This window comes from Bacillus sp. SKDU12 (assembly GCF_010093085.1).
GTDB classification, from domain to species: Bacteria; Bacillota; Bacilli; order Bacillales; family Bacillaceae; genus Bacillus; species Bacillus mexicanus.
Genome location: NZ_MSRC01000017.1, coordinates 252,136 through 276,936 on the forward strand (window position 1 = coordinate 252,136; position 24,801 = coordinate 276,936).

Annotated in this window: 26 protein-coding genes and 2 pseudogenes; 19 read left to right on the forward strand and 9 right to left on the reverse strand. The window is 43.5% G+C overall.

The features are described from left to right. Positions 1–23: 23 nt before the first annotated feature. Positions 24–833, forward strand: coding sequence for a flagellar hook-basal body complex protein FlhP (flhP, locus tag BTW01_RS15535; RefSeq protein ID WP_162103889.1), 810 nt, complete (start codon positions 24–26; stop codon positions 831–833). Positions 834–854: 21 nt separating this feature from the next. Here the strand turns inward: flhP and BTW01_RS15540 are convergent, their stop codons facing one another. Beyond that, entirely contained in the window at positions 855–1,919 is a 1,065-nt protein-coding gene (locus tag BTW01_RS15540) for a tetratricopeptide repeat protein (protein ID WP_162103890.1), read from the reverse strand. 193 nt (positions 1,920–2,112) lie between these two features. Here BTW01_RS15540 and fabZ point away from each other — a divergent pair, with 193 nt between their 5' ends. Continuing rightward, positions 2,113–2,538, forward strand: a complete 426-nt coding sequence (fabZ, locus tag BTW01_RS15545; protein ID WP_162103891.1) for a 3-hydroxyacyl-ACP dehydratase FabZ — start codon at positions 2,113–2,115, stop codon at positions 2,536–2,538. A 73-nt stretch (positions 2,539–2,611) separates the two neighbouring features. After that, positions 2,612–3,004, forward strand: coding sequence for a large conductance mechanosensitive channel protein MscL (gene mscL, locus BTW01_RS15550; protein WP_162103892.1), 393 nt, complete (start codon positions 2,612–2,614; stop codon positions 3,002–3,004). A 31-nt stretch (positions 3,005–3,035) separates the two neighbouring features. Here mscL and blaOXA read toward each other — a convergent pair whose 3' ends face one another. Both blaOXA and BTW01_RS15560 read right to left on the reverse strand, forming a co-directional pair. Beyond that, a complete protein-coding gene (blaOXA, locus tag BTW01_RS15555) occupies positions 3,036–3,839 on the reverse strand; it encodes a class D beta-lactamase (protein WP_162103893.1) in 804 nt (267 codons plus the stop codon). 46 nt (positions 3,840–3,885) lie between these two features. Next, entirely contained in the window at positions 3,886–4,296 is a 411-nt protein-coding gene (locus BTW01_RS15560) for a YwpF-like family protein (RefSeq protein ID WP_162103894.1), read from the reverse strand. Between the two features lie 173 nt (positions 4,297–4,469). Between BTW01_RS15560 and BTW01_RS15565 the strand changes: the two genes are divergently transcribed. From BTW01_RS15565 to BTW01_RS15575, 3 genes and pseudogenes are all read left to right on the forward strand, one after another. Beyond that, the gene (locus BTW01_RS15565; protein WP_162103895.1) at positions 4,470–4,853 is read left to right on the forward strand and encodes a hypothetical protein; all 384 of its coding nucleotides are present in this window, start codon (positions 4,470–4,472) and stop codon (positions 4,851–4,853) included. A 76-nt stretch (positions 4,854–4,929) separates the two neighbouring features. Next, positions 4,930–5,271, forward strand: a complete 342-nt coding sequence (gene ssbB / locus BTW01_RS15570) for a single-stranded DNA-binding protein SsbB (protein ID WP_162103896.1) — start codon at positions 4,930–4,932, stop codon at positions 5,269–5,271. 208 nt (positions 5,272–5,479) lie between these two features. Next, positions 5,480–5,656 (forward strand): annotated as a pseudogene (locus tag BTW01_RS15575) (DeoR family transcriptional regulator); the annotation flags it as partial. A gap of 204 nt (positions 5,657–5,860) precedes the next feature. On the opposite strand, the gene BTW01_RS15580 reads toward BTW01_RS15575, so the two are convergent. Continuing rightward, the gene (locus tag BTW01_RS15580; protein WP_162103897.1) at positions 5,861–8,629 is read right to left on the reverse strand and encodes a DEAD/DEAH box helicase; all 2,769 of its coding nucleotides are present in this window, start codon (positions 8,627–8,629) and stop codon (positions 5,861–5,863) included. Then, a complete protein-coding gene (locus BTW01_RS15585) occupies positions 8,616–10,226 on the reverse strand; it encodes an SWIM zinc finger family protein (RefSeq protein ID WP_162103898.1) in 1,611 nt (536 codons plus the stop codon). Before BTW01_RS15585 ends, BTW01_RS15580 begins: the two co-directional genes overlap by 14 nt. A gap of 203 nt (positions 10,227–10,429) precedes the next feature. On the opposite strand from BTW01_RS15585, the gene BTW01_RS15590 reads away from it, so the two are divergent. The 10 genes and pseudogenes from BTW01_RS15590 (at position 10,430) to BTW01_RS15635 (ending at position 19,501) form a co-directional block, all read left to right on the forward strand. Beyond that, positions 10,430–10,573: a hypothetical protein gene (locus tag BTW01_RS15590; RefSeq protein ID WP_162103899.1), complete on the forward strand. Its 144-nt coding sequence runs from the start codon at positions 10,430–10,432 to the stop codon at positions 10,571–10,573. A gap of 189 nt (positions 10,574–10,762) precedes the next feature. After that, positions 10,763–11,509 carry a YveK family protein gene (locus tag BTW01_RS15595; protein ID WP_162103900.1) on the forward strand — a complete coding sequence of 249 codons (747 nt, stop codon included), beginning with the start codon at positions 10,763–10,765 and terminating at the stop codon, positions 11,507–11,509. Then, positions 11,499–12,182, forward strand: a complete 684-nt coding sequence (locus tag BTW01_RS15600; RefSeq protein WP_162103901.1) for a CpsD/CapB family tyrosine-protein kinase — start codon at positions 11,499–11,501, stop codon at positions 12,180–12,182. The genes BTW01_RS15595 and BTW01_RS15600 overlap by 11 nt, the downstream gene beginning before the upstream one ends. 781 nt (positions 12,183–12,963) lie before the next feature. Continuing rightward, the gene (locus tag BTW01_RS15605) at positions 12,964–14,286 is read left to right on the forward strand and encodes a UDP-glucose dehydrogenase family protein (RefSeq protein WP_162103902.1); all 1,323 of its coding nucleotides are present in this window, start codon (positions 12,964–12,966) and stop codon (positions 14,284–14,286) included. Positions 14,287–14,659: 373 nt separating this feature from the next. Next, the gene (locus tag BTW01_RS15610; protein WP_162103903.1) at positions 14,660–15,082 is read left to right on the forward strand and encodes a YwqH-like family protein; all 423 of its coding nucleotides are present in this window, start codon (positions 14,660–14,662) and stop codon (positions 15,080–15,082) included. A 9-nt stretch (positions 15,083–15,091) separates the two neighbouring features. Then, positions 15,092–15,352: a YwqI/YxiC family protein gene (locus BTW01_RS15615; protein WP_162103904.1), complete on the forward strand. Its 261-nt coding sequence runs from the start codon at positions 15,092–15,094 to the stop codon at positions 15,350–15,352. A gap of 18 nt (positions 15,353–15,370) precedes the next feature. Beyond that, positions 15,371–17,374, forward strand: a complete 2,004-nt coding sequence (locus BTW01_RS15620; protein WP_162103905.1) for a T7SS effector LXG polymorphic toxin — start codon at positions 15,371–15,373, stop codon at positions 17,372–17,374. Next, positions 17,374–17,859 carry a hypothetical protein gene (locus BTW01_RS15625; RefSeq protein WP_162103906.1) on the forward strand — a complete coding sequence of 162 codons (486 nt, stop codon included), beginning with the start codon at positions 17,374–17,376 and terminating at the stop codon, positions 17,857–17,859. Before BTW01_RS15620 ends, BTW01_RS15625 begins: the two co-directional genes overlap by 1 nt. A 152-nt stretch (positions 17,860–18,011) precedes the next feature. Further along, a pseudogene (locus BTW01_RS15630) lies at positions 18,012–18,637 on the forward strand (hypothetical protein). A gap of 147 nt (positions 18,638–18,784) precedes the next feature. Next, positions 18,785–19,501, forward strand: coding sequence for an endonuclease V (locus BTW01_RS15635; protein WP_162103907.1), 717 nt, complete (start codon positions 18,785–18,787; stop codon positions 19,499–19,501). Positions 19,502–19,593: 92 nt separating this feature from the next. Here BTW01_RS15635 and BTW01_RS15640 read toward each other — a convergent pair whose 3' ends face one another. Then, positions 19,594–20,475 carry a LysR family transcriptional regulator gene (locus tag BTW01_RS15640; RefSeq protein ID WP_162103908.1) on the reverse strand — a complete coding sequence of 294 codons (882 nt, stop codon included), beginning with the start codon at positions 20,473–20,475 and terminating at the stop codon, positions 19,594–19,596. A 120-nt stretch (positions 20,476–20,595) separates the two neighbouring features. Between BTW01_RS15640 and BTW01_RS15645 the strand changes: the two genes are divergently transcribed. Next, complete coding sequence (locus BTW01_RS15645; protein WP_162103909.1) at positions 20,596–21,141, forward strand: flavodoxin family protein; 546 nt, start codon at positions 20,596–20,598, stop codon at positions 21,139–21,141. Then, positions 21,138–21,359: a hypothetical protein gene (locus tag BTW01_RS15650; protein WP_162103910.1), complete on the forward strand. Its 222-nt coding sequence runs from the start codon at positions 21,138–21,140 to the stop codon at positions 21,357–21,359. The genes BTW01_RS15645 and BTW01_RS15650 overlap by 4 nt, the downstream gene beginning before the upstream one ends. Positions 21,360–21,385: 26 nt before the next feature. Here the strand turns inward: BTW01_RS15650 and chrA are convergent, their stop codons facing one another. From chrA to chrS, 3 genes are read right to left on the reverse strand one after another with little or no spacing between them, the layout of a single operon-like run. Beyond that, positions 21,386–21,922 carry a chromate resistance efflux protein ChrA gene (chrA, locus tag BTW01_RS15655; RefSeq protein WP_162103911.1) on the reverse strand — a complete coding sequence of 179 codons (537 nt, stop codon included), beginning with the start codon at positions 21,920–21,922 and terminating at the stop codon, positions 21,386–21,388. Continuing rightward, entirely contained in the window at positions 21,919–22,512 is a 594-nt protein-coding gene (gene chrB / locus BTW01_RS15660; protein ID WP_162103912.1) for a chromate efflux transporter subunit ChrB, read from the reverse strand. The genes chrA and chrB overlap by 4 nt, the downstream gene beginning before the upstream one ends. Positions 22,513–22,525: 13 nt before the next feature. Continuing rightward, positions 22,526–23,008, reverse strand: coding sequence for a chromate efflux transcriptional regulator ChrS (chrS, locus tag BTW01_RS15665; RefSeq protein ID WP_162103913.1), 483 nt, complete (start codon positions 23,006–23,008; stop codon positions 22,526–22,528). Positions 23,009–23,222: 214 nt separating this feature from the next. On the opposite strand from chrS, the gene ggt reads away from it, so the two are divergent. After that, entirely contained in the window at positions 23,223–24,800 is a 1,578-nt protein-coding gene (gene ggt, locus BTW01_RS15670) for a gamma-glutamyltransferase (protein ID WP_162103914.1), read from the forward strand. The last annotated feature ends 1 nt before the right edge of the window (position 24,801 follow it).

Here is a 24,801-nt window from a genome sequence, read left to right on the forward strand (position 1 = left end):
AGAAAAAACGGGGGATATCAACTATGCTCAGGTCAATGTTAACGGCATCAACAACCTTGAACCAGCTGCAGCAGCAGATTGACACAATCAGCAGCAACCTTTCAAACAGCAACACAACCGGCTATAAGGCAAAAGATACGAATTTTTCTGAGCTTGTCAGACAGCAATTCGATCAGGTTGATGAAAAAAATGAGGAAGTGGCAAAAGCCCGGAAAACGCCGCCCGGCTTGCGCCTTGGCGTCGGAGCGATGATGAACACGCGTCTTGTATCTGATCAAGGAAGCATTCAGAAGACGGATCGCGATCTGGATATCGCGTTTACGTCTTCATCTCAATATCTTCAAGTGAATGTAAATGGGAAGCGCCAGTACACGAGGGACGGAGCGTTATATGTAACGCCTTCAGCTGCGAATCCCAACCAGCTTCAGCTAGTGACTGGAAACGGGAATCCGGTGCTTGATGAAAACGGCAATACAGTAAACATCAACAGTTCAATGAAAAACATCGCCATCAATAAAAACGGCACATTAACCGCATCTGACGGAAACACTGTTCAGCGGTTTAATCTCGGAGTGATCCAAGTGAATAACCCTCAAGAGCTGAAAGCGGAAGGAAATAACCTTTTCTCTATTGAAAACGCAGCGGCTTTTGAAGAGCTGAATGGCGCAAATAGACAAAACATCGGCGTGCAGCAGGGTTCACTTGAGATGTCCAATGTCGATATTTCAGAACAAATGACAGACTTGATCACGTCCCAGCGTTCATATCAGCTGAACAGCAGAACGATTACAATGGGAGATCAAATGCTCGGTTTAATCAATTCAGTCAGATAATAGTAATTTGGGCGTTTTCCATCAGCCGCGCATAATAAAAAAAGCGGCTTTTTCGAAATCGTCCTTTTTTTTGTAGTATTCCGTAATATCTTCTAAAAGCACTTCTAAATCCACCCATGCTTCAATTTTTTCTAATTCAAGTACATATTCAAGCAGCTGATCATAAGGGTCTTCATTTGATGTGTAAAGGGCTTCGAGTGTTTTTAATTTTAAGTAAATGGTTTGAATGTCTACTATTTTAGACAATTCTTTGCCTTTTTGCAGAAAAACTTTCGCTTCTGCAGTATTTCCTGTTTTAAACAGCGCTCTGACAGATTCGTATACACAGTGGAGATACGAGACGGGAGAATTCGTTTCAAATTCTTCGTTCTTTAACACTTTTTTAAAATAAAGAAGCGCTTCCTGATCTTTTTTTTCGGCTGCTTTTAAAAAGCCAAGGTTATAATAAGCGTGGCATAGCAGATTTTCGTCATGTAATTGCTGGGTTTTCTTAATGATTTCATTGAAAAGCTGTTCCGCTTTTTCATAGCGTTCTTGATCAATATAATTAACGGCGAGCAAAAGCTTGCAGGTGATCACTTTCTTGATGTAGCCAAATTGGTGTAAATAGATGTGTAATGCTTTTTTGACGTATTGGATGGAAAGCGGCGGTGATTTCATCATGTAATAGGCGCCGGCGGTTTGATAATATAAGTCAGCGGCTTCAAACGTATTTTGAATAGCATCCAGATATTGTTCCGCTTTTTTAAAATGATTTACTGCATGTTTCGGAGCTGTTTTTACCATTTCGTATAATCCTGAGAAAAAATACAGATAATATTTCAATTCATCATCCATTTTGTCTTCCAAACTGTATAGATCATCGAATAATAAATCAAGTCTGTTCTGATTTTCAAAAAGCAGCTGATGGCGGGCTTGAAACAATTGATAACGCATCCAAAGCTTTGGGTTCTTTTTGATCTTCGGAAGGTGCCGGTCAACTTTTTCTTTCAGCGGGCAAACATGATTCATTTTGCGTTTGCTCATTGCGGAATACCACTCGTTTAACATGTTTTGCATCTTTTTTTCAATAAACTTCGAAATCATTTTCCTACCTCTTTGCTATTGGTAAAATCTATAATTATCATATCATAACTTTTGACGGCTCTCATTGACAGTAGGTTACACATTTTAGCGCAGTTGAAAAAGAGATTAATTCATAATATACTTTTCAAATGTAGAGATTTGATCTTTGATGATTGCTATACATACTAATGCAGATAAAGGAGATGTCAAGAGAATGCTTGATACTCAGCAAATTAAAGAAATTATTCCCCACCGTTATCCGTTTTTGCTTGTGGACCGAATAACGGAAGTTGAAGAGGGAAAATGGGCAAAAGGTTATAAAAATGTAACGGCAAATGAAGAGTTTTTTAACGGGCATTTTCCTCAGTATTCAGTCATGCCCGGCGTATTAATTGTAGAAGCGCTTGCTCAAGTCGGAGCTGTAGCGATGCTGATTAAAGAAGAAAACCGCGGAAGACTGGCATTCTTTGCAGGCATTGATAATTGCCGATTTAAAAAACAAGTCAAGCCCGGTGATCAGCTTCAACTTGAGCTTGAAGTCATTCGCGCGCGCGGGTCAATCGGGCGCGGTAAAGGCATTGCCACTGTTGATGGTGAAGTCGTTTGTGAAGCGGAATTGACTTTTGCTCTCGGAGAATAAATGAAAAAAGGCAGATGGGCAGCGGCACATTTGTCTTTTTTTCTTTCAAAACATGTGGAAGGCAGGTGATTGTATGTGGAATGAATTTAAGGCTTTTGCCATGCGGGGAAACATCGTTGACCTCGCAATCGGTGTGGTAATAGGCGGGGCGTTCGGGAAAATCGTCACCTCTCTCGTCAATGACATCATCATGCCTTTGGTGGGTTTACTGCTGGGGGGGCTTGATTTTTCCAGCCTGTCGATTACGTTTGGCGATGCTGTAGTGAAGTACGGCAGCTTTGTACAGACGATTGTGAATTTCTTAATTATATCGTTCTCCATTTTTATTGTCATTCGGACTTTAAATGGGATAAGGCGCAAAAAAGAAGCGGAAGAAGAGGCGGCGGAGGAAGCAGCGGATGCGCAAGAGGAGCTGCTGAAAGAAATCAGAGATCTGCTGAAGCAGCAAACAAAGTCGCCGGAATAAAGAAAACCGCCGATTTGATACGGCGGTTTTTTTAATGCAGAACATATTGCTTCAGCATATTCATAGTGATGCTTTTCGCTTCAGTGCCGGTTCCGTCAATGTTTGTTACGAAACTGTACGCTCCATGCTCGGTGCTGACAAAGCCCGCATACCAGCCGATGCCTGAGCCAGAACCGGTTTTTCCATAAAGCGTATAGTGATCTTCGTCTTCTTGAATCATCATTCGTTTTACCGTTTTCATGACGCTTTTGTCGAATGGGAGTTTTTCTTTGTATAACGATTCCATAAAGTCTATTTGTTCGAACGGAGAGATTTTGAGAGTGCTGCTTAGCCAGAATTGATCAATCCCGCCGCTGATATCTTGGTTGCCATACCCTAATTTTTCAACCCATTCCTTCATTTGTTTTTCACCGATGTCACGGGCCATTGCCTGGTAATACCAAACAACTGAATATCTCATAGCTGAGCCAAGCGTGTGGTCTTGGTTCCAAATATCAAGTTCCCGCTTCACACCGTCCCAGTATTTGATGTCATATTCATCTTTAACAGCACCCGTTTGTAACCCAATAAGGGCATTAGGTACTTTAAACGTCGACTGCGGCGCAAATCTTTGGGTTGCGCGCTGATCGTTATAGACGAATGTTTTATCATGTTTGAGATCCCGCATGATAAATGTGCCGTCGCGGTCTGTGAAAAACTCATCAGCCTTCAGCTTTTTCATATTTGCATTTTTTTCTGCGGCTACAGCTTCTGCAGGTGTTTGTAAGCAGGATGTCATGAGGAGTGCCGTACCGATCAGTGATACAAGGACTGCTTGCATCTTTCGCTTGCTCAATATCTTCACCTCAGCACTTGGAGAGGGAATACGTCCCTCTCAACTTTTACATTTTTTGTTTAAACGCCTCAACCAGTTCTGTGCCTGTATAGCCTTCTTTTATAAGAGATTTCAGAATGGTTTCAGTGCCTTGCTGTTTTCTTGTGACCATTTGTCCGTAGATTAAAACCTGTATGCTTTCTTCCAGTTCGATGATGTTTTTCACTGCTGCTGTCAGTTGGGCGGGGCGATTGCTTTTTTTCGTGATCGTTACAAATACTTTGGCTTCCGTTTGGCTGTTTTGAAGCTGTTCAAAAAAAGACAGGTGTTCTTTCGCTACAAGCGCTTCAATCAGCCAGTGATTTTCACCGTCTTCTTTATTGATAATCAGCCCGTCAAGAAGGGGAAACTGTTCAATTGATTTTTCTTCCTTGTCCACTCGTTCCACATTCAGGTCAACCAGTTTAAAGGTTTTCATTTCTTTTCTCACCCCGCTTGCTTCCAAAGATTTCTGTCTTTCATTATAACATAAACGTTTTAGAGGAAAAAACGCAGCAACGCGGGGCCAGAGCATTTCGTATTGATGAAACATTTAATAATTTCAATTTTTTCATTATACTGTAACTGACTATGGATTACGGAGAGATGTGTATGAATCAATTTCGTTTGAAAGAAATTTACATTGACGGCACTCCTTCTGAAAATCGTCTGCTTCAAAAGGATGAAGCATATATGTTAAGCCGTAAAGATGTGTTTGAGGTTCATTTGAACAAAAAAGGAAGGATAAGCTTCCTATACGAAACGCATGACGGCATGGAGCAGTATAAAATCGAGCTGTCGATGCCGGAAAAAAAACTGAGCTTTCAATGGTTTGCATGGGATGGTTCTTCCTACGTGTGCATGAATACGCAAAATGGGCTGACAAAGCAAATATTTTTCTGGTTTTTAAAAAGTACATATTTCTTTAGAGGAAAAAAACAAAAGATGTTTTTAACTGATGGAAAAATGAAAACGAAAGATAAAAACATAGGCTGAAAGTAATTTTTAAGCGTTTTTCTTTTCTTATTGCATCAACTACAATACACATAACCGCAAGGAGAGGAGGAATCGCATGTTCAATCAGGTCATGCTTGTCGGACGTCTTACCAAAGATCCTGAACTTCGTTACACTTCCGCTGGTGCCGCAGTTGCACACGTTACGCTCGCGGTAAACCGCAGCTTCAAAAACGCTTCAGGTGAAACCGAGGCCGATTACGTTAATTGTACGCTTTGGAGAAAAACAGCTGAAAATACAGCATTGTATTGCCAAAATGGTTCTCTCGTCGGCGTAAATGGGCGGATTCAGACAAGGCGCTATGAAAATGCAGAAGGTGTTACCGTCTATGTAACAGAAGTGTTGGCTGACACTATTCGTTTTATGGACCCTAAACCCCGGGAAAAAGCTGCCGATTGACATCTCCCTGATCCTCCCGTTTTCAATCCATTCATGTTTACAGGATCTCCGCTTCATCCCCCTCAAAATTGACCAGTCGCACAGACTGGTTTTTTATTATTAAGAAAAAAACGGTTATAATGACACGTTTTCACTTAAAAGCATTGAACACATCTACTTGAAAACTTATAATCTCTTAAAGATGATTGAGAAGAAAAGGAATGAGGGCGTGTACCAAGAAGAAAGATTAGTAGCGATTTTGGATTTTAAAAAACAGCATAACCGTATTACGACAGAGCAGATCTGTACGCTCTTTTGAGTATCAAGGGATACAGCGAGACGGGATCTTGTGAAGCTGGAGAAACAGAATGTCATCATCCGCAAAAAGGGCGGTGCCATTTTACCGGAAAAGATGGCCGACGCTGTCACCTTGACCAATGACGAACACGACGCCCCACATATGATAAAAAACTGGCTGCAGGTTTATATGCTGCATCCAGCGTGCATCCTGTTGATAACCGGCGTAACGGATTCCTTGGACATCCGGCGTGACGGTCATGAACGGAAAAAAGCTGGCTCTTTCTATTCAGGAGCCAGCTTTTTTGTTATTTCATCGCGCTGAAGCGCTCAATGTAAACAATTCTTCGAGTTCCTGTGTGGAAAGCTCGGTAATCCAGTTTTCACTTTGAATAATTTGATCGTTCAAGGTTTGCTTCGATTCGAGCATGACATCGATTTTTTCTTCGATTGTTCCCGTCGTAATCATTTTATGAACATGGACAAAGCGCTCCTGGCCAATGCGGTATGCCCGGTCAGTGGCCTGGTTTTCAACCGCCGGGTTCCACCATCTGTCATAATGGATAACATGGTTGGCGGCGGTCAAATTAAGTCCGGTGCCTCCAGCTTTGAGTGAAAGAATCAGCGTCGGGTATTCTTTCTTCTGAAATCTTTCAACGAGGGAATCCCGCTCTTGCTTGGAAAGGCTCCCATTTAAAAATTGCACAGGTTCACCAAACGTTTTTTCAAGCAGCCGCTTCATCATGTTCCCCATCTGAATGTATTGCGTGAAAATGAGACAGCTTTCGTTTTGGGCGCGGATCGCTGTCATGAGCTCAAGCAATTTTTCAAGCTTGACTGATCTGCCTGCCAGCAGCTCGGTTTGCTCTTCTTTTAAATAGAGCGCGGGGTGATCGCATATTTGCTTGAGCCGTCCGAGCATGCTGAGAATCAGCGCCTTTCGCTGCATGCCGGTCAGTGATGTCATATGGTCAAATGTGTCTTTGACAAGCTGCTCATAAAGTGACGCCTGTTCGGCTGACAGCGGGATAAATTCTTTTTCTTCCAGTTTCTCAGGAAGATTAAGGGCGACCTCCTCATCCCGTTTCGTCCGCCGCAGAAGGAACGGCCGAATTAATTGCTGCAGCTGTCCGATTATCTTTTCGTCCCGGTCTTTTTCAATCGGCAGCACATAGCGTTTGTGAAAACCCGTCAAACTGCCAAGGTAGCCTTTATTCATGAAATCAAAAATTGACCACAGCTCAGTCAAGCGGTTTTCCATCGGCGTGCCGCTCAGCGCAATATGGTGCAGCCCTTTCAGTTTTCTGATGGCACGTGATTGCTTCGTATGTGCGTTTTTTATATTTTGTGCTTCATCAAGGCAGATTGTGTTCCATGTCACAGAAGCCAGCTCTTCCGAATCGGCATGAGACAGCCCGTATGAAGTGAGTACCACATCCGCGTGTTTGTAGTGAGCAGCAAAATCATCACCCTTTGGACGCCGCGGCCCGTAATGAAGCGCGATAGACAGATCAGGGGCAAAGGTTTGAAACTCCCGCTGCCAGTTGCCAAGTACGGATGTCGGCGCAATAATCAAATTCGGCGTTGTTTGCTGCCCGCTTTCCTTCACGTGCAGGAAATAGGCGATCATTTGAATCGTTTTCCCAAGTCCCATATCGTCAGCCAGACAGGCGCCAAAACCGCTTTCCCGCAGAAACAGCAGCCAGTTCATGCCATATATCTGATAGGGGCGAAGCGTCCCTTTGAAAGAAGGACTGACTTCATGGTCCGGCAGGTTCTCCGCGGTCGTGAGCTTCCGAATCAGTGACCTGAGCTGTTTGGACAGATCAAATTGGATGCCGGCAAAAGCAGATGCATCAATTAGATCTGACTCCTCAAGCCCGCCTTCCCCCTGATCCATTAGCTCGCGCGCCAGAATATCAGACATGTGAAGTCCTTCTGATTCCGCTTTTTCCATCAGGCGTTTCATCTGTTTAATAAACTGCGGGTCGATTTTTACCCATTGCCCGCGAATATTCACGAGGCGTCTATTGCTGGCGACAAGCTCATCGAATTCAGCCTCAGTCAGCTCAATCCCATTTGTCGCAAACCGCCAGTTGAAATCAAGCAGCGCATTCATGCCGACAAATGACTCGCCGCGCGGGGCAGACGACACTTTTGCCTTCAGCATCATGTTGCTGTCTCTGACAATCTGCCACCAGGACGGCAGAAGAATTTCAATGCCCATGTCGACAAGCGTCTCACTTGCTTCTGACAGAAAGAGCCAGGCTTCTTCCTCTGAGATCAATGTTGTTCCAGAATCAAATGACAGCCAAGGAACTGTTCTGTGAAAGCGGTCCTGTTCACGCGCAATTTTGTCACTGTGCGCCTGCCACGATTTTTTGAGGCTCTTTAGGCCGTCAAAGAATTCGACAGCGCCGCTTTTTTTATCTCGTAAAAATATCTCAATTTTCCATTCGTCACCGTCAAAGTCTGGTTCGTTTAAGCGCAGGCCGACTGTAAATGGAGATTGATCGTCAATCCAGCCGATCCGTACTAGAAAATCCTCTTCATCGAGAAAATGTCCGCGGAATGTCGTGATCGCAGGCGATTTTTCCTTAATGTGCTCCCATTTCTCCCGCAGGTCATCATCGTATTGGATGTAATCCTGCACTGCTGCGGAAAACCAATCCGCAGTAAAACCTTCCAGTATATTGTCGCGGTCTTTCCAACGAAAAACACCGTTTGTCCACGCTTTGTAGTCAGGCAGAAAATCACCGTCTGCGATAAATTCATAGATGGTCGAGGCCGCCTCGATCAGCGGCTCCGTTTCTTCTGTAAGCTGCACGGAGCTAAATGAGTTGAACGAGTTTTTGCCGAGAAGTTCTACAGTCATCCATGGAGAAAGCAAAACAGCGGTTGTCCCGATGAAGCTGACATCCTCAAGGAAGGTTCCGTAAAATGAGGATTCATGCCACTGGAACAAATGCCTTTTCATATGGCTGTAGGGAAGGGGCTGTTCATTCTCATCAAAGGCTGAGAGCGTAAATGACCCATCTTCCATTTGTTCGACGTGGATAAGAATTTCTTTAAGACTCGCCATCAATCAACTTTCCTTTCTGCAGTTCTTCTTGTAGTGCGCGCAGTCGCTTGTAATGCGAGCTCAATTGCTGAATGTACCGCTCCCATACCTTCAGTTTCTTCGCTTTTCTGTATAGGGTGCGCAGTTTTTTCAAATACCGGGCGGCTTCCTTATACGAACTGCGGTTTTTCTGATCGATAAAAAAGGACACTTCTCTGTGGTAAGCCGGAATCAGCGCCTCCGGATCACTCGCTGTAATTTCCTTCAACATGATTTTATCCATTTCATAGATGGAAAAGCCGACAAGGCTGTGAATTTCAATCCACTCGGCATAGCGTTTTTTCTCATATAAATGATGGCTGTATTCTGTGAACGTATACGGCAGACAGCCCGCGGCATAGCGTTCAAACAGCGCCTGGTCATTGGTTTGCTTCACATAGGCGTTCAGCAGAAGGAGCAGCTCGCCGATCACGTCGCGAATTTCTTTAAACGGTTTATCCAGTTTCGTATAACCCAGCGCAATCGGTTCAATCCGCTGGTACCATGTTTTCAGCCGTTTCCAATCCTTCTTGGCAGTCATTTCACCCAGCCACTGAAACGTATACGGCAGCGCTTCAGGCGGGAATTGATCAGCTTCCGCAAAAATAACGTCATCATTCTTCTGCAAGAAATCCAGATGCAGGCGTCCGAATTGCAATTCAGGTGAAAAACGCCGTTTGGCTTCTTTTTTTAAAAACTCCTGTTCGTGCGACACCCATTTTTGCCTCGATAGCAGCGTGCTCCAAATTTCAGCGAAAATACGGATGCGTTCATATTGAAAAACATCTTCTTTCAACAGCAAGTTCCGGATCACTTCCGGCGTTTTTTCCAAAAACGGATCAAGCGCAAATGACAGCGCGTATGTTTTTAATGTATCAATTGAGCTGTAGATCGTATCCATCAGCTGTTCAACATACGGATTGAGGGAATAAAAGTCTTGCTCGGGGTTCAGCTTGCCCGCTTCAATCAATGTGAACATCCGAAGCCAAACCGCAATCGAGGAATGAATCTGATACAGGCTTTTCAGCTCGGGTTTGTTCGGCGCATGTTTTTTTAAGGCGGACAAGTAGCCGTAATAGAGACCCTGCATATTTTGGCTGCCTTCCGGTGTACGCGCCTTCCAGAGAGAAAATTCTGCATCGAAAAAAGCGAGCCAGCTTGAAAGCGATTCTTCATTAGGCAGCACCTTTTCCTGAAACTGGCGGCGGACGAGTTCTTTGCTTTCCTCAAGCTTTTCCCTCTCGAGCCAGTGTTCTGTAAAAGTACCCACTCGCTCGAACATTGCATATACATATAAAAAAACAGCCAGCATATGGCGGCAAATTCTTCCGGACGGACATGAACAGCCGCTTTTGGCTATGACAAACAAGTTCAATGTGACCCGCACAGGCACAACATCCTGCACGTAAGCCGTAACTTCCGTCGGACTCATTGCTTGTAAACGATAGACTGAATCCTGCCGATATAAAATAAGGGCCTTTTTGATCAGCTGGACATTTTCCTCATTATAAGGAATAAGTTCCCTCAACTGTTCAGCAGATGCCAGCACATCGTCTTTAGAAATTATATTCTGAAGCATGATTATCGCTCCTAACCGAGTCACTTAATAAAAAGATCCAATTTCTCTATTATATCGCAACACATCGTCTTGAAAAAGTTTTTCCTAAAAAAGGACATAAAAAATGGAATGTGTCGAATGATGTATTAGAGATTGCAAATTAACAACCGGCATCATATAATAATCGTGTTTTCAACTTAATGGAAGCTGAAAGGAACAAAAAAATGAATGAAAAGAAATTAAATCAAGAGGAATTTCTGAAAATTTTGATGCATGCACATGAAATAGGTGAGCAGTCATCTGAGATGACGACGAAGGAAATGCTTGAAAATTTGATTTCACATATTAAAAATGGATATGCAACATAAGAATCCCGCACGCCTTTTTGCGGGATTTTTTATGTGTAAATACGTGATTTCCTGAACAAGAGAGATGACTAGACAGTAAATAGAGTAAAAAAAGTGTCGCATTATGGCACATGAAAAGCTGGGAAAATACGGTTTCTACGTTGTATAATCATAGATGGAAAAGAATGTTATAAGAGATTTGGAGGTATCATGGGAGAATCTACTAGTTTAAAAGAGGTCGTATCAATACTAACAAAACGCTTGCTTTTGATTATGAGTGTAACCGCAGCTGTGACTGCCGCGGGCGGACTCATCAGTTTCTTCGCACTTACACCCATCTATGAAAACTCAACTCAGATTCTGGTCAATCAATTGAAAAACGAACGAAAAGAAGTACAAATTAAAGATGTGCAAGCCAATCTTCAGTTAATCAACACGTACAACGTCATCATTAAGAGCCCTGCCATTTTAGACGAAGTTATTAAAGAAATGGGCCTGTCAATGACATCGCAAGAACTGAATGACAAAATTACCGTATCCAGCGAACAGGACTCCCAAGTGGTCAACATATCCGTCAGGGATGAAAACGAGGAAACAGCGGCTCATATAGCCAATACCGTCGCCTCTGTTTTTCAAGACAAAATCACATCTATTATGAATGTTGACAACGTCAATATTCTGTCAAAAGCTGAAGTTTCGGCACATCCGTCACCTATATCGCCTAAGCCGCTTCTTAACATTGCAATCGCGTTTGCGGCAGGGTTGGCAGGAAGCATCGGACTGGCCTTTCTGCTTGAGTATTTAGATCATACGATCAAATCAGAAGAGCAGCTCGAATCCTTGTTGGACATCCCGGTTTTAGGAACGGTTTTCAGCTTTGCCAATGAGACGAAAACAGCGAAAGGCTCACACGGTATCCATTCTGAAACAACAGGGAGTGGACATTTTGGCGCTTAGAAAAAGCAAAAGCTCTAGCGTGTGCAGGGAGGTCATTGCGATGGCAAAGCCGCAAACCTTAAACTTTGAACAATATCGGACGATTCGTACGAATATAGAATTTGCTTTAGGGGATCGACAAATGACATCAGTGATGATCACATCGGCCTGTTCCGGAGAAGGAAAATCAACAACGGCGGCTAACCTGGCTGTCGTATATGCCCAGCAGGGAAAAAGAGTGCTTCTGATCGATGCTGATTTGCGAAAACCCACAATACATACGGCCTTTCATTTGGAAAATAGGATTGGCCTCACATCTGTTTTATGTAAGAAAAGCTCACTGGATCAGGCTGTACAAGCCTCAAATGAACAACGCCTTGACGTGCTGACGAGCGGTCCGATCCCGCCAAACCCGGCAGAGCTCCTCTCCTCAAAAGGAATGAAAGAGGTCGCGGATGCAGCGTGTGCGGCATATGATATGGTCATTTTTGATACGCCGCCTATTCTCGCCGCAGCGGATGCAAAAATGTTAGGCAATGTAGCAGACTGTTCTGTTCTGGTTATTTCAAGCGGGAAAACAGAAAAGGAACAGGCTGCAAAAGCGAAAGAGGTACTTGAATCGTGCAATAGCCAGCTCCTTGGGACGATTATGAATGGGAAAAAGCTTTCGAAAGAAATAAGGAACATGTCATAATAACGGGCATCTTGCCCGTTATTTTTTTTACGAAAGCCGGGAGACGGATATTCACTGTCACCTTGTTTCGGCAGCAGCGTCGGCCGACAGCATAGAAAATGGCAAGGCTGTGTCCGTCCGGATCATTACCCCGCTGCCGCATCATCAGAATAACGAGCCATCCGCAGACAGAGAAGCGGGCATATCAGTTAAACAAACGTTTCATTAAAGAAGATATCCTGTTAACCGTGCTTCCGAAGCAGGAGATCATAATCTTTGGCAATTTACTCTCACTGAATGATATGAAATCCATCCTGATCGATCAGGTTCTCTGATATGCGGAGCCGCACTTTTAGTATTGCCCGTCCTGAACACAACATAGAAATTAGTAAAAATCTTTGCCAGCTGTATTACCTTCTGAAAAAAGAGCGAAAGCATTTTCTCTCTAGTTTGCACGAGCCGATTTGAATCATCACATACTCATAATCTGAAAACGAGGGATTACGTTCTTCATGTGCTTAAAAAAGGATACGTTCGGAATATCCTTATATGCTGACGGGAAATGCCGAGTTTCTCCCTTGACCAGACGATCTTCAGACAGTTCCGCACAGCTGGCTCGCATTTCACCACTTTCTTTTTCAGAGCGATATAATAGTATATTGTAGGATTGAATCACATTTCAGAAATCTGTACAGGCTGTACCCGACAGGCTATGTAGGAGATTATCCGCATTCATGATAGGATGTTTTCATACGATAATACGGAAGCTGCAAAGCAGCAATTTAACTGTTGGAGGGAAACAATGAATATAACAGTCATCGGAACAGGCTATGTCGGTCTTGTGACAGGTGTTTCTCTTTCTGAGATTGGCCATCATGTAACCTGCATTGATATTGACGCTCACAAGATTGATGAAATGAAAAAGGGGTTTTCCCCCATATTTGAACCAGGCCTTGAAGAGCTGATGAAAAAAAATTCAGCGGAAGGACGGCTGGATTTTGAAACGAGCTATGAGAAAGGTTTGGCACAGGCGGACATTATTTTTATTGCGGTCGGCACACCGCAGAAAAGCGACGGGCACGCGGATCTGGCGCATATTACGGATGCCGCCAAACGCATCGCCCAGTATGCTAAACGGGATATCATCGTGGTAACGAAAAGCACAGTGCCTGTCGGGACAAACGATTTGATTAATGAGCTGATCACTGAACATCTTTCGGAGCCTGTCAGCATTGCGGTCGCATCCAATCCGGAATTTTTACGTGAGGGGTCGGCGATCTATGACACGTTTCATGGTGATAGAATCGTGATCGGAACAGCAGATCAGAAAACAGCCAAAACGCTTGAGGAGCTTTTCCGTCCGTTTCAAATTCCGATTTACCAAACGGATATCAGAAGCGCCGAAATGATCAAATATGCATCAAATGCTTTTCTGGCTACGAAGATCAGCTTTATAAACGAAATTTCAAATATATGTGAAAAAGTCGGTGCTGATATTGAAGCAGTTGCACACGGCATGGGACAGGATAAACGGATCGGTAGCCAGTTTTTAAAAGCTGGCATAGGCTACGGCGGCTCTTGTTTTCCAAAGGACACAAATGCCCTCGTGCAAATTGCCGGCAATGTCGAGCATGATTTTGAGCTGCTGAAATCAGTCATCAAAGTGAACAACAATCAACAGGCGATGCTGGTTGATAAAGCGCTGAACAGGCTCGGCGGGGTGACGGGGAAAACGATTGCCCTTTTGGGGCTGTCATTTAAACCGAATACAGATGATATGAGGGAAGCGCCGTCAATTGTCATTGCAGAGCGCCTCGCTGCGCTCGACGCCCATATTACAGCCTACGATCCTATTGCCGCCGGCCAAGCGAAGCGTGTTCTCCCGCAAGCTGTTGAATACAAAGAGACGATTGAGGAAGCTGTCAAAGGGGCCGATGCAGTCATGATTTTGACCGATTGGGCCGACATTAAACAATTCCCGCTCGCGGCGTATCAGAACTTAATGGAAACGCCGTTCATATTTGACGGCAGAAACTGCTACACATTGGATGAAGCTGCCGCCGCAGGAGTGGAGTATTATTCCGTGGGACGCAAGGCGGTTATTCCGTCTGGTGTCTTGCAATAATTATAAAAGGAGAGACTGGTTGCGCGCGCACCAGTCTTTTTTTCGTCTATTTCACATGATATGTCTATTTTTTTAAGCATGCAACATACCCGACTAAAGAGGCGGATCATCAATATCTGCCTCTCGCAAGTGTCTTTGTAACTACGACTTTAGGAGTTTTCGTTTTGTGAGGCGCTTTCATTAGTTATATAACGAACAAAAACAAGATCATAGACCTACATTTTAAGAGCGCCACACACCTAAATTAAGTCGTTTACCCTATTTATGCCACCTTCTGGCTATTTTAAAATATAATATATGGAAATAAAGTATGGAAAAGTCTATCTTCACGAGCCCCTCCATACGACTTTTTGAGTATTAAGAGGTGATTCAGATGGGTTACGAAAGTAAGCTTGCGGATATCAAAAGTTCGCTCAACGGAAAAATTTCCGATACGGAAGATAAGATCGAGAAGCTGAAAAAGGCAAAAAAGGACATACACACACTGCAAGAAGAGGCTATTACCGAAATCAAAAATATCGTGAAACCGGAATTGGGCAAGCACTGGACGGGAACAAAAGCGAATGATTTCGACAAGGGCAGAGAAGAGGCGAAATCGGAAGCTTCCAAGATTGTGAATGATAAATATAACGGGTATATGGCTTCGATTAACGGAAAAATTTTAGATCTTGAATTGGAAAAAGCCACTTATGCGTCGGAATTGTTCATAGCAAATGGTGCAGCAGATATTCTTAAAAAAGGAGAAGAATTCGCGGAAGAAGTCGGAAATACAATTAGACAACTAAAATGGTGGTGATCTTTTTTTATGTCAGAAATTAAGCTGAAGTACGACACAGTCATCAAAACATTGGATTCTGTCAAAGATGCGCTGGCTGATGTATCAATCGGCGCCGCCGGATCAAATGGCAAGAACAAGCTGGAATATACGAAAAAGTACCATGAGCGTGAGGCAAGCATTAAAACGATGCTGGGCGATTATAAAAAAGCCGTCCAAAAAAACATAGAAGACACAAAAGACAATGTCGACTCATTGAAGGAGCAGGACGAGGCAATTGGCGCAAAATAGCATAGAAAGGGCTGTGCAATGAGTAAAGTATTCGAATCAAAGACTTTAATCGAAGAAGCGAAGAGCAGAAAAAAACAATATGAAACGCTTGAAGAGCAGTTAGAAACCTTAAAAAAAGCGTTTCAGGCTGTAGCTGATTTAGGCGACGATTTTAAAGGAAAAGGCGCAGACAATATTAAAGATTTTTTTCAGGGACAAGCTGACATTGTCGATACGTGGCTGAAGCTTGTCTCAGCCCAGATCTCTTTTCTAAAAGGAATCTCTGGAGATGTCAAAGAGAAGGAATTAACTGATCATTATGTAGAAACGTCCTATCTGGAAAATGAGCTGACAAACGGGAGTTTGAAGGCGTTAGAAATTGTTTCTGCCCATAAATTAGAGATTGATAATATTTTCTCAAGTCTTGTCGGCATTTTGGATTTATCCTCTTATTCTCTTAACGATTACGCAGACAAGATGTACGACGCACAAAAAATCCGGCGCGATACGATTACAGCGGTTGATGAATTGGACGAGTCGCTGACCACAGAATATCAAAATCTGCAGTCGCTCGATAATGCCGTGCTTGCTAAGTACACCGCTTTAATGCAAGCAACAAGCAAAGGAAAAAGTGCCGCTCCTCTTCACTACAACAAAAAAGCATTCACCTCCAGCGAAGTTTATAAGGGTGCGATAGAAGCGGAAAAACAAGCGGCTTCTTATATCGAGGCGAAAGAACAGCAAGCAGAAGCAAGGCAGCTTCAAGAAAAAGCGGAAGAAGAAGCGAATAAACCATGGTATGAAAAAACATGGGATGGCGTCTGCACCTTCACAGGCGAAGTCACCGGCTATTATGATACGATAAGAGCAACCGAAGGCTACGATCCTGTCACAGGAGAAAAACTTTCCACAGCCGAACGCGTCACAGCCGGCGCCATGGCAGCCGCAGGGTACATCCCGGTCGTCGGCTGGGCAGGCCGCGCCTTCAAAGGCGGGAAAGCCATCTACAAAACAGGAAAAGCAGCTATCGCAGCCGAACACGCATTAGACGCCTACAAAACCGGAAAATCCTTAGACATTCTCAAAATGTCAGAAATGGGCGCATACGGCCTCGTCGCATCAAACGGATTCTCTGAAGCGGTCACAGGACGGGATATGTTTGGTAACGAAGTGTCAGAGGAGAAGCGGAAGCAAGGCGCACTGGAAGCAGCTCTGAGCTTGGTTGGAGCTGGTGCGCTGGCGAAGCATGCAGATAAAGGCATACCACTTGCAACTCATTCAAAAGTCCAAAAAGCTAACAAGACACTAGAAAAAGTAAAACAATTCAAAGTCCCAACAAACGTCCGCGTGTACGCAGAACGCCCTGTAACTCCAGATGGCTCCACGTTCGGAATCCCGACTGTCCGTGTAGATGTGGAAAAGACGGCTGTGAAGGATCTTGGGATTGTGAAGATGGCTAGTAGAGGTAGCAGTGGAAGTACTACTACAAGATTAATTCCAGGAACTCCAGGAAAGGTTACAGGAGGGAGTTCAACTAAATTAGGTAAAAATATGTTTGAGCAAATGGGACTTCCACGTTCAACAAAACGTACTCCATATCAGGCTCAACATATTATCCCGAAGGAGTTTAGAAGTCATCCAGTTTTGAAGAAGTTGGGAATGGATATGGATGATGCTTCAAATGGGTTTTACTTAAGGGTTCCGGATGATGATATAAGTGCTACTTCAAGGCATAAAGGATATCATTCAGTTTACAGTAGCTTTGTGAGAAAAAAATTAGATGAGATCGATGTTAACCAAAGTGTAGACGTCATTGAAAAACAGGTATATGACTTACAACAAAAATTAAGAGAATTACAAGAAAAAGGGTTGCCTCTTTATATGAGGGATGATTATTTAGAAACAGAATTAAAGAAAATAAAGGAGAAAGGATTAGAAGTATATAAATTAGAAAGGAAAGAAGGTAACGCCTCAACGAAACCGATTTGGAAAAGAGGCGGTGGAGCGACAGTTGATCTTTGGGAAAGGTGGTATAACAAGTAATGAGTTTTGGAAAATATCATAATCTAGTGGAAGAGGTAATTGAATTTTCAAAAACCTTAAAACCTATAAAACCAGTAAATCTATCTAATTATATTAAAATAATTAATGACCAAGAAAAGGCTGAATACTTGGCTTATGAAGAAGTGTACGGAGAAGATGAATATACTTGGAAAGATATAAGGGAAATTGAAATGAGTGAAGTATGGGAGCGATTTTACGAATTAGAAGATAATCAAAAGCCAGAAAATATAGACGCATTATTAGATATTTTTTCTGAGAGCATCAGACATACTTCTACTAAATTTAATACTTTTTTTGAAGATATAGTAGCTGACTTAAACAACTGTGCTATTAATAGATCAATTAATGGTAACACAGATAATTTTTTCGAAAAGATTTTTAAAATTTATAGAGCGGGTTATTTCCCATGTGGTTGGAATGGCGATTATCCTCACGGGACATTTATCGCCTTGAATAAAGATTAAAAGAGGTTTTAAAAACGTCAGTCTATGAATTAAATTCATGGCTGACGTTTTTTTTCCTCAGGAGAAGCTTTGTTTGCTGATATAATAGAATGATTTTAACTTTCTGAGGTGTCAATCGGCAGATAGGCCAATGTAGTATAAGGAGAAGCGGGATGGTCAGAGATCAAATTTTTCAATTACGGCGGTTTAAATTCTTGATGGCTGGTCTGTAGTATAGAATGATTTGAATTTAGAAAAATATGAACTACTAAAATTACAAAATGAAAAACGTAATGCTGTCGTTAAGGCATGGTCAATACCATATCAAAGTAGTTAGCTTAAAAAAGGATAACGTTTATAAAGAAGACTCTTTTTTTAATATAGAACAATTATTAGAAGAGTTAGAATATCAAATCTGGAGTGTAGGAAGTGGGATTTCAGAGGGTTTGCAGCAGCTAAGCCAACAGGTTCCTAATTTCCTAAGGCTTAAGATACCGGCGGGTTGGACTGTTGATTATATTACATTAAAAGATACTGCCCCTGAGACTTTAGAAACAAATGATGATGCTTGGTTATTTAACCTTTAATCAAGATCTTCTGCAGATTTACCATAAAACTAAAAACTTGTTGCTTGATGTAGGGTGGTACCCAGATGGGGGTCCAACCGGAAACTATTGCATTGAGCTAATAAAAAACGAATATTGGGAAAATCCTTTAGAGAATATTATATGCACTGAACTTAAAGAGTTAATTAAACAATTGATCATATTTTTATAAAGAAATTAAAAATGAATATTGATAAAAAAGCAGGTTATACTATCTGTTTTTTTAAATGAGGCATAATTTGTCTAAATAGCCATTGATACAAGGCTTTTCGCTAGATCGAAATACATAACAATTAAGCGTGGAGCCTATTTTAAGAAGTAAAGAGAGGAAAGCAATTGAAATGAAAGTACATCAAGTTCATGATTTTTATCTAAAAGATGAATCGGATTTTGTTCAAACACAACAATCCCTTCAACCCAAAATCAACCTATCACCAACCATCACCCCAGACTCCGTCAACACCTGCGCAGGCGTTGACCTCGCCTATTGGGAACAGGACGGAGAACCGTACGGGGTGTGCAGTATCATTGTCATTGACGCCCATACAAAAGAAGTCATTGAAAAAGTGCACAGTATGGGAAAAATCAGTGTGCCGTATGTTTCCGGTTTTCTTGCGTTCCGCGAGCTGCCGCTTATCATCGAGGCGGGCAGAAAGCTTGAGACGGAGCCGGATGTGTTTTTGTTTGATGGCAACGGGTATCTGCATTACAACCATATGGGTGTTGCCACTCATGCGGCTTTTTTTCTCAAGAAACCGACGATTGGGATTGCGAAAACCTATCTCAAAATCAAAGGCTGTGATTTCGAGATGCCTGAAAATGAAGTTGGCGAGTATACCGATATTATCATTGGCGGCGAGGTATATGGCCGTGCCTTGCGGACGCGGCAGGACGTGAAGCCTATCTTTTTGTCTTGCGGAAATCATATTGATTTAGAAAGCAGCTATCACATCACGATGAACCTGATCAATCAAGAAAGCAGGCTGCCGATCCCTGTCCGCTTGGCTGACCTTGAAACACATGTCTTACGAACGTTTTATCAGAAAGATCACACGTAACACTTGCGGCTCTGAGTCAGCAAGTGTTTTTTGTATGCTGTGTGCAATTTTTGGTTTGTTCTGACCAGTAATTCGAGCTTGTGGAAATATTTTTATTTAAATGTGCTCCGCGTCAACTCGATAAAAGCCTTCAATGGGGCAGACATCCACTTGTCTTTATGCCATGCCAATTGGGTGAAAACGGGGCAATCACTCCGCCAGTTGAGCTCTTTCATCCTGCCTGCTGCAATATCGTCTTTTACGGTCATCTCAGGCAATATGCCAATTCCAAGACCGGCCATTACGCATTGTTTGATGGCTTCTATGCTGACAAATTCCAATTTATTAGGGTAAACACCGGCGTCATGTAAAGTGTCCTCAAAGAGCATGCGGTAAGAGCAGCCGTCTTCTGTCAGCAGAAGAGTTTCGTTTTGAAGATTCTTCAATGTTACTGGTGAATGTCCAGACAAAGGGTGGTCATTTGCCGCTACCATTTTTATTTCATCCTGCATCAGAGATTCAATGTGCAGTGTGTCGTCCGGTCGATTTACATCCAAAACAAAGGTGATATCAAGCTGGCCCTGTAAAAGCTGTTCTTTGACTTGTTCGTTGGAAACATACGGTTTGAATATGAGCTTTACTTGGGGAAAAGCCTGTTTGAATTCTTTAATAATAGGCGGAAGGCGGTATGTACACTGGCTTTCCGTAGCCCCAATTTTCAACGTTCCCGTTGTTTCTCTTACATGATTTGCCGCCATTTTGGCTTCTTCAGTTAACGAGATGATCTTCTCAGCATACGTTTTGAACGTTGTGCCGGCCTCTGTCAGGATGAGCCGCTTGCCGAGCCGTTCAAATAAAGGCGTCCCGATTTCTTCTTCAAGTGATTTGATCTGAGCGGTAACGCTTGATTGGGCATAGTTAAGTATCTTGGCGGTAAGGGTAAAGTTTACATGTTCTGCCGCTGTAATAAAGGTGATCAGCTGTTTTAATTCCATTGTCTCTCTCTTTCTAAATCGGTTTTGCCGATTGGATTGATCGGAATATTCATCTGTATTGATCGGTGAATCCATTATATGATGAAGAAAATGATTCGTAAACAAAGGAGCAGATGCATCATGGAAATTGCGGTCATAAATGGCGGAACCCGGTGTGGCGGAAATACGGACATTCTTGCGGAGAAGGCAGTACAAGGATTCGGTGCCAAACACATTGATTTGAGAAAATATCATATCCAGCCAATTGAAGATATGCGTCACACTCAAGGCGGCTTCCGTCCGATTCAAGATGATTACGATTCTATCATTGAACAGATATTGCCGTACGATATTCTCATATTCGCTACCCCGATTTATTGGTTTGGCATGTCAGGGACATTAAAGCAGTTTATTGATCGCTGGTCACAAACGTTGAGAGATCCCGGGTTTCCTGATTTTCAACAGCAAATGACGAAGAAGCAGGCATATGTGATAGCAGTCGGCGGAGACAAGCCTAAGACAAAAGGGCTTCCGCTGATTCAGCAGTTTGAGCTCATTTTTGACTTTATGGGAATGTCTTTTAAAGGCTATGTGCTGGGAGAAGGCAATCGTCCCGGTGACATTCTTCATGATACTCAAGCGCTGTACGCGGCAAGCAGCTTATTAAAAAGAAGTGATGCGATATGAAGATAATGCTGTCGATTATCGCTGGCCTGTTGATCCTTGCATGCTTTTTATCTTGGAATGAGCAGTCTCCTGATTGGGTGCCGGTTGAAACCAATTCGCCTCACATTCAGCAATCTGTAAGAATGGCAGGAACCACACTGCAAATCAAGCACATGTACAAAAATGATACAGGCAAAGAAACAGCTGTCATTACGAATGGAATTTCTGGCCCTAAATAAAAAAGCACCTGTCTAGGTGCTTTTCTCTACAAATGAGGAATCACGAGGCCTCCATACAAAAATGCCGCGATAATCAGAAATGCCGGATGCATCTTGAATTTTGTCATGGCAAGGAGGGAAATTCCCGCAATCACTAGAGATTGGATCCAGCCGATGGCTTTGATGCCGTCGGCGCCGATTTGCCAAGTAAGGATAAGCATCATGACAGCGATGACTGGCTGAACGGACAGCGTCATTCCTTTGATGACGGGTGATTGGCGGAAGCGCTGAATAATGCGAAGCAGGACAATTAAGGCGAGTGCTGACGGTACGACGGTTGCGATCAGTGCAATCAGAAAGCCGGGCCATCCCCCTGCGCTGTAGCCGACATATGCGGCGATTTTGGTTGCGATCGGGCCCGGCAATGCGTTCGCAAGGGCGAGCATGTTTGAAAATTGGTCATTTGACAGCCAGCTGTATCTGTTGACGACTTCTTCAAACATCAGCGGGATAGACGCAGGTCCGCCGCCATACCCGAGCAGGTTTGCGATCAAAAATGCCATAAATAAATAAATCATGATCATGAGGCTGACATTCCTTTATCTTTTGAATGTTTATTTGTGTTTTTGTCTTTCAGTTTAAAATGAAACGCGCCGTACGCCAGGAAAATGATAATGACAAGGCCGGGATTGATCTGTAACGTTTGCAGACCGATAAAAGCGATGATAAAAAACAGGATGCCGGTGACCCAGCCGAAGCCTTTAAGTGCTTTTTGGCCAAACTCGTATGCCATAATGCCGAGCATGACGGCTATCACTGGCGTTACGGCGCCAATCATGCCGGCAACAATTGCTGAGTGGCTTAGAACATTTACAGCGGCAAACAAGCCGACCATAGCGATGCATGTAGGCAAAATATGAGCGAGGGTCGCCACGATTGCGCCCAGCGTGCCTTTTAGTTTAAATCCCAGATACGCAGCCATTTTTGTGGCAATCGGTCCAGGAAGCGCATTGGCGATTGCCAGTATTTCTCCGAATTCATCATCATCAATCCATTTATATTTATTGACCGCTTCATGGCGGATCAGCGGAATCACGGAAGGCCCGCCGCCGAATCCTAATACGCCGGTGCGAACCATAGCGGCCATCATATCCCGATAAGGATGGTTTTTCATTTATTTCTCTCCTTTACAGCTTCATTCCCATTCGGCTTTTGTATCGTTTAATCAGCATTTGGCAATCAACACTGACGACGCCTTCAAGCGGATACAGCCGTTTTGTTAAAAACTCTTCCATTTCTTGATCATTCGCGAAGATTCCATGCATGTGCAGTTTGCTTGGACCTGTCATGTGATAGAGACTGGTAACCGCAGGTTCTTCCTCAAGCTTAAGCGCGACATCCTCTAAAAATTGCGGTTCGACTTCGACATTGAAAAACACGGATACATGGATGCCGATTTTTGCGGGATTAATGACAGCGGTGAATTTTTCAATGACACCAGCTTCGATTAAATGGTTAATTCGAGTCTGGACAGCAACCCGTGACAAATCGACTCTTTTGCCAAGATCCGTATAAGATATTCTGCCTTCCTCGTGCAAAATTGTGAGGATCTGCTTGTCAATCTCATCCAGAACAAGGTTGGGGATTTGATAGTCATGACTATGACTCAATTGTTCCACCTGCTTTCGTAGCCTTTTACATTGTATTTTATCATAAAAATTACGTTTAGAAAGTTCAATTTGATTATTGTTTTCGAAATGAATGAAATAATGATTTTTTAATTTCGGAACGTAAAAAGTTTGTCAGTTTATCTTCCGAACCTATAGAGGCATGGCACCAAGCCTCCTTATACTGGAGAAAATCTCTAAAAAAGGGGGATGCGTGATGAACAAATCTGTCATTGGTACAAAACAAATGGTTGTCAGCCCGCATTATCTCGCTTCTCAAGCCGGAAACCAAATATTGGACAAGGGAGGAAACGCATTTGACGCCGCCGTTGCTGTGAGTGCTTGTCTGGCAGTTGTGTATCCGCATATGACGGGTCTTGGAGGGGATTCCTTTTGGCTGACCTTTCACGAGGAAACGAAGGCGGCAAGAGTCTACAATGGCAGCGGCCGTTCAGGAAAAAATGTCACGAGAGAAGTATACAAGGGAAAAAGTGCGATTCCGCTGAGGGGAATAGGCAGTGCCATTACAGTGCCGGGGATGGTTGATAGCTGGGATGCCGTATTGAAGGAGTACGGACGTATGTCTCTTGCAGAGATTATGGAGCCTGCACTCGAGTATGCCCAAAATGGTTTTCCAGTATCAGCTGATCAGTGCCGTCACACAGAAACGAATCTTGAGCTGTTGGCTTCCACGCCTTACACGGCCGAGATTTTTACAAGAAGCGGCAAAGCGCCTATTCCGGGAGAGCGATTTGTGCAAAGAGAGCTGGCAGAGAGCATGAATATGATTGCCGAGAAAGGAAGAAGCGCCTTCTATGAAGGAGATATCGCGCAGCGGATGGTCTCGTATTTACAGCATAATGGCAGTTACATGACACTCGATGACTTTAGAGCGCACCGAGGCGAGTGGATGGAGCCTGTATCAAGTGATTACCGAGGATACAGTGTGTACCAAGCGCCGCCGAATTCTCAGGGATTTACCGGTTTGTTAACTTTGAACATTCTGGAAAACTATGATTTTACTCACATTGAGCATGGGTCGTTCGAGTATTATCATGTGCTTGTGGAAGCGCTGAAAAAGAGTTTTGTAGATCGGAATGCCGTTCTGACTGATCCGGCGTTTGCTGATATTCCGCTTGATAAGCTTTTGGACAAAAGCTATGCGAAACGATTGGCGGAAGAAATCGGTCATATGGCGGGACCGGCAGAAAGCAGGCCGGTGGGAAGTGATACGGCATATGCGGCCGTCATCGATGCGGAAGGCAACGCAGTGTCATTCATTCAAAGCCTGTACTTTGAATTTGGCTCGGCAGTTACTGCGGGTGATACAGGCATATTGCTGCAAAACCGCGGGTCATTTTTCTCATTAGATCAAGATCATGTCAATACGCTTGAACCTAGAAAACGCAGCTTCCATACACTTATGCCGGCTATGGTCTGCAAAGACGGAAAACCGAAAATTCTGTACGGCACACAAGGCGGTGAAGGCCAGCCGCAGACCCAAACGGCGATTATTACCCGAATGCTGGACTATGGAATGCACCCTCAGCAGGCGATCAGCGAACCGCGCTGGGTGTGGGGAAGAACATGGGGAGAGGAATATGAAGGTCTCAGAGTCGAGGGCAGAGTCTCAGAAGCAACCATTGAAAGACTGCAAGCCATCGGACATTTTGTTGAGGTTGTCGATGACTATGATTCGCTCATGGGACACGCAGCAGCCATCAAAGTTGATGAAGAAGGCTTCCTTCAAGGCGGAGCCGATCCGCGCGGAGATGGAACAGCTGTGGGAATATGAG